This window comes from Variovorax sp. P4_D9, from assembly GCF_056401695.1.
In genome coordinates this window covers 1-3,668 of the sequence record NZ_JBFUIU010000856.1, presented here as the reverse complement: position 1 = coordinate 3,668, position 3,668 = coordinate 1, and the positions used below count along the sequence as shown (strand labels likewise).

Below are 3,668 nucleotides of genomic sequence, written 5' to 3'. Positions count from 1 at the left end.
GCCCGAGCGCGGATTCAGATCGTGGACGAGCCCATGCCACGCGGCACCAACGTCCGGGAGCCGAGCGTCCTGCTGGAGTTCCACCGTACCCCGGCGATGCAATTCGGTCCAGGCCTTCCACTGCTCGAAACCCGGGTCGACCTCCCGGCCGCCGAACTCCAGATCCTTGAGCGATGCCAGGCAGGCATGAACCCGTTGGGCGTCCTGCGCGAGTGCCTTGCGAACGGGACACAAAGCTGCCGGTGGCCAACTCGCCGAGTTCGGCGAGCAGTTGCCGGGCTTGCAGGACGCGGTCCTGCCACGTCCTCGCTTCATCGTGCAGGACCGCTCTGGCCTGGGCGGCTTGCTTGAGCAGGCTGGTCGCGCATCGCGTGCGATTGGCCTGGGCCCGGTTGGCGGCTTCGCGAAACAGTTGCTGACTGCGTCGGCTCGATTGAAGCAGCTCGACGTCGGTGAGTTCGAGCAGGGCGACCCGCAGGAAGCACACCAGCTCGATCCACTGGCGCGTGGGCTTGATGTCACGCGTCTTGGCCGGTCGTCGCGACTGCACCTGACGGGCGTAGGCCTGCTGTTTGGCCAGCGCCACGCCGCTCAGATCCCAGGTATGTGCTCCGAGCGCCTTGAGGTAGCGCACCTTATCGAGGGTCTCGGCAAGGGTGCTCGGCGCGTGGCGCCTGGATGGCGTCCTGAGCCAGTCCAGTTGCGTCGCATCGGTTCCGGACCGGACGCTGTAGGCGAGGGCGCTGAGATGCTGCACCGTCGCGGCCGATACGGCGGCGCTCACGTGGGCGAGGATCTGCGCCTCGACGGCGGCGAAGGCGTCGCGGGCCCAGTCCTGCAGGCGGCGCGGTCCGGGAATCAGGATTCGGCGTGCGAATAACCAGTGGCATGCCGATTCGATCAAGCCGTCTGGGTGTGAGGCCTCTTGTGCGTGGGTGCGCAGGGCGTCGGTCAGCCGGTCTTCGTCAGCTTGCTCAAGGTCGCGAAGTCCGAGGTACGTCTTGGCCCAGAGTTGATGCTTGAACAGGGTCTGGCTGCGCTTGTAGATCGAGCGCAGCGCCGCGATCGACGGCGGCGGGATACCCACCATACCGGCCGTGTACTTCAGCAGATTGCGTGGCAGCACGTTGAAGCCGCCCAGGGGTCGACCCGCTACGCGCATGAACATGACCATCAGGGCGGCCGGCAAACGATGGTCGGTGCGGAACTGCTCCCGGATCGCCGCTACGTCCGCCGGCGTGAGTTCGAAGAACTGCTCGCGGTCGAACTCGCTCAGCCGGGAAGGCAGGGCTTCCTGAATCCTGACCGACGAATCGCAGGGCAAAGGACGGCATGGCTGGAGGTCGACGGTTCGGAGCGTCAATGTACCGGTTTGGCGTCCGGCAGGGGAGGGCGATCGTGACTTGGCGAGGCGGCGTTGGCCGGGAACCCGCATGGATGCTGGGTTTCCAGGCAAAGCGCACCGATATACACGAAAAGCCTACCCCAACACGGCTGCGTGCGCAGGCGGGTTCAGGTACAGGCCGATCACGTCAGCGGCCTTGGTCTCGAAGTCAGGGTCATTGGACACCAGATGCCGCTCCAGGCGGTGCGGTTGCAGTCCGTGTTTGCGCCAGATGCGCTGCACGGCAGAACACGACACGTCGCCCAACTCGGCCGCGAGCTTGCGGCTGCTCGAGTGCGTGGAGCCATCCGAGGGCTTGTGCCTGAGCGTCTTGTTCAGCACCCGCGCCTCCAACTTCGCCACAGGCCGCTGCGGCACGCGGCCCGGGTGCAGCGACACCAGTCCGGCCAGGCCTTCCAGCTCGAATGCCCGCGTCCACCGGGTCACGAAACCATCGTTGCAGGCCAGCTTGCTGCGAATGTCCACGCGCCGCTCTCCATCGGCCCACAGCAGCACGCAACGCGCCCGCCGCGCAAGCGCTGCGCTCCCATGCCGCTTGCGGATCACCGCCTCGAGTTCGTCGCGCTCTTGCTTGGTCAGCTTCATTCTGTGCATGCTCTCCAATATTGAGCATACACAGCCAAATTCAATGCTTCAGTGGACTAGAGCAGGCCGGACTGCGGCGCGTGCTGCAGCGGCTCAGGCGTGGCCACCAGCAGCTCCGCAGGGTATCGCTTCATGAACTCCATCGACTCGTTAGCAGGCGCCGCAAGCCACGGGTCGTACATCGCCTCCGGCAGGATCACGACCATGCGCTTGTCCTTGCCGGCGCGGTGAAAGCTCTTCATCAGCGCGTGCGTGGTCGCGTCGATCGTGAGCATCGTGAAGCTGAAAACGACCTCACCGGTGCCGGCGTCGACCCATCSGTCCCACAAGCCGGCCAGGCCCATCGGCTCCCCGTCAACGCGCTCGATGCGGGTCTCGATCGCCTTCCCCGTTCGCCAGTCGGGCTCGTAGATACAGTCGGCCGGGATGACGCAGTGCTGGCGCCGCCAGGGGATTGCGTAGGAGAGCTCCTCCGCCGCTGTTTCCGACCTGGCCTTCAACGTGTCGCGCTTGATTTCGCGCGTGCGCGAGCGCGCAGGCAGCAGCCCGAACTCCCCAATGAGGCACTCCCGGTCAAGGCCTCCGGCGCTGTCAGGGCCTGCCGGGTTGATGACGAACGGAGCGTGGTTGCGCTTGTAGATGTGGCCGCCGTTCGGTGGCACCCAGTTCGGCGGCAGGGTGACGTCGAACTTCCTCTGGAGACGTTCGCGCGCCTTAATCGTCTGGTAGTGGTTCCACATCCCCAGATGCTATCGGCTTCAGCCACTTTACGGCAGCCCGGACTGGCGCCATGGCTCGCAGGCGATCGTCGCGCCACAGGTCGGCAGCTACCTCGTCGCGCTTGGTCGCGGCCATGGTGGCTGCTGGCGCACGCGGCCACTTGCTCAAGGACGATCCGTTCGACGAACTCGTGCAGGCGATTCGAGACGTGGCCGCAGGGCTTCGCGTCTTCAGCCCCTTCCTGGCTGCAAAACCTGCGCCGCATGGCGACAGCACCGACCCGACGACCTAGGGTTCCCGGCATGYTGAGGGTCGTCCGACGCCTGCCCGCGCGGCGAGCTGACTGGCAGCAAGGGGCGCTGACTGCCAAGGTCTGGGTTCGACCGTTGCTGACCTTCTCGAGCGTCTTTCTGGGAGACCCGCGCTCCGGCGCGACGGGCGCGCCGCCCGAGAGCGATACGGTCTCACCGGATGCGCGGCCTCACGCAGCAGCCGAGACAGCCACCAAGCACCTGTTGCACTTGCCAATGCCGCGAAGCCGTGGATCCGGCTTGCCCTCACCGGTCTTGAAATTCGCTTGACAACGTTGGCACACGTACCTCTTCGTACTCGGCATCATGAGTTTGGCGCCGCTCGAATGCGCCGGGCGCGCCGCCATGCACGCGACCTGTGTTTGACGCAATTTCTGCCCGGTGTCACAAGAGACATCAGGTTTGGATGGAAGTGTGGCCATGGTGCAAGTGCGGATATCTCGCTTCGAGAAAAGGCTTCCGCGAAGTCATCTCACCCGATTCTCCGCCCGATCGGCGCGGAACTTCATGTGCGGATCGTCGATCTAAAATGACGGTGGTGCAACGGTGGACTCAGTGGCTCATCACGCCACGGGAGCTTCGCTCCAGGGGGTCCAACCCCTTCCTCCCGCATCGCCCAGGAACCCGCCTCGTGCGGGTTTCTTCGT

Annotated in this window: 4 protein-coding genes; 1 reads left to right on the top strand and 3 read right to left on the bottom strand. The window is 65.4% G+C overall.

Annotated features, from left to right (window positions below; translation table 11 throughout):
• The 3 genes from AC1DY5_RS46865 to AC1DY5_RS46855 form a co-directional block, all read right to left on the bottom strand.
• A partial coding sequence (locus tag AC1DY5_RS46865) for a DUF4158 domain-containing protein (RefSeq protein WP_478121210.1) occupies positions 1-1,324 on the bottom strand: 1,324 nt, incomplete at its 3' end.
• 156 nt (positions 1,325-1,480) lie between these two features.
• Complete coding sequence (locus AC1DY5_RS46860) at positions 1,481-1,990, bottom strand: helix-turn-helix domain-containing protein (protein WP_478121209.1); 510 nt, start codon at positions 1,988-1,990, stop codon at positions 1,481-1,483.
• A 56-nt stretch (positions 1,991-2,046) separates the two neighbouring features.
• Positions 2,047-2,730 carry an SOS response-associated peptidase gene (locus tag AC1DY5_RS46855; RefSeq protein ID WP_478121208.1) on the bottom strand — a complete coding sequence of 228 codons (684 nt, stop codon included), beginning with the start codon at positions 2,728-2,730 and terminating at the stop codon, positions 2,047-2,049.
• A 113-nt stretch (positions 2,731-2,843) separates the two neighbouring features.
• On the opposite strand from AC1DY5_RS46855, the gene AC1DY5_RS46850 reads away from it, so the two are divergent.
• Entirely contained in the window at positions 2,844-3,002 is a 159-nt protein-coding gene (locus tag AC1DY5_RS46850; RefSeq protein ID WP_478121207.1) for a hypothetical protein, read from the top strand.
• Positions 3,003-3,668 lie beyond the last annotated feature (666 nt).

Coding starts and splice junctions, on each gene's coding strand:
- AC1DY5_RS46860 (WP_478121209.1), bottom strand. CDS start 1,990: ATGAAGCTGACCAAGCAAGAGCGCGACGAACTCGAGGCGGTGATCCGC.
- AC1DY5_RS46850 (WP_478121207.1), top strand. CDS start 2,844: ATGGTGGCTGCTGGCGCACGCGGCCACTTGCTCAAGGACGATCCGTTC.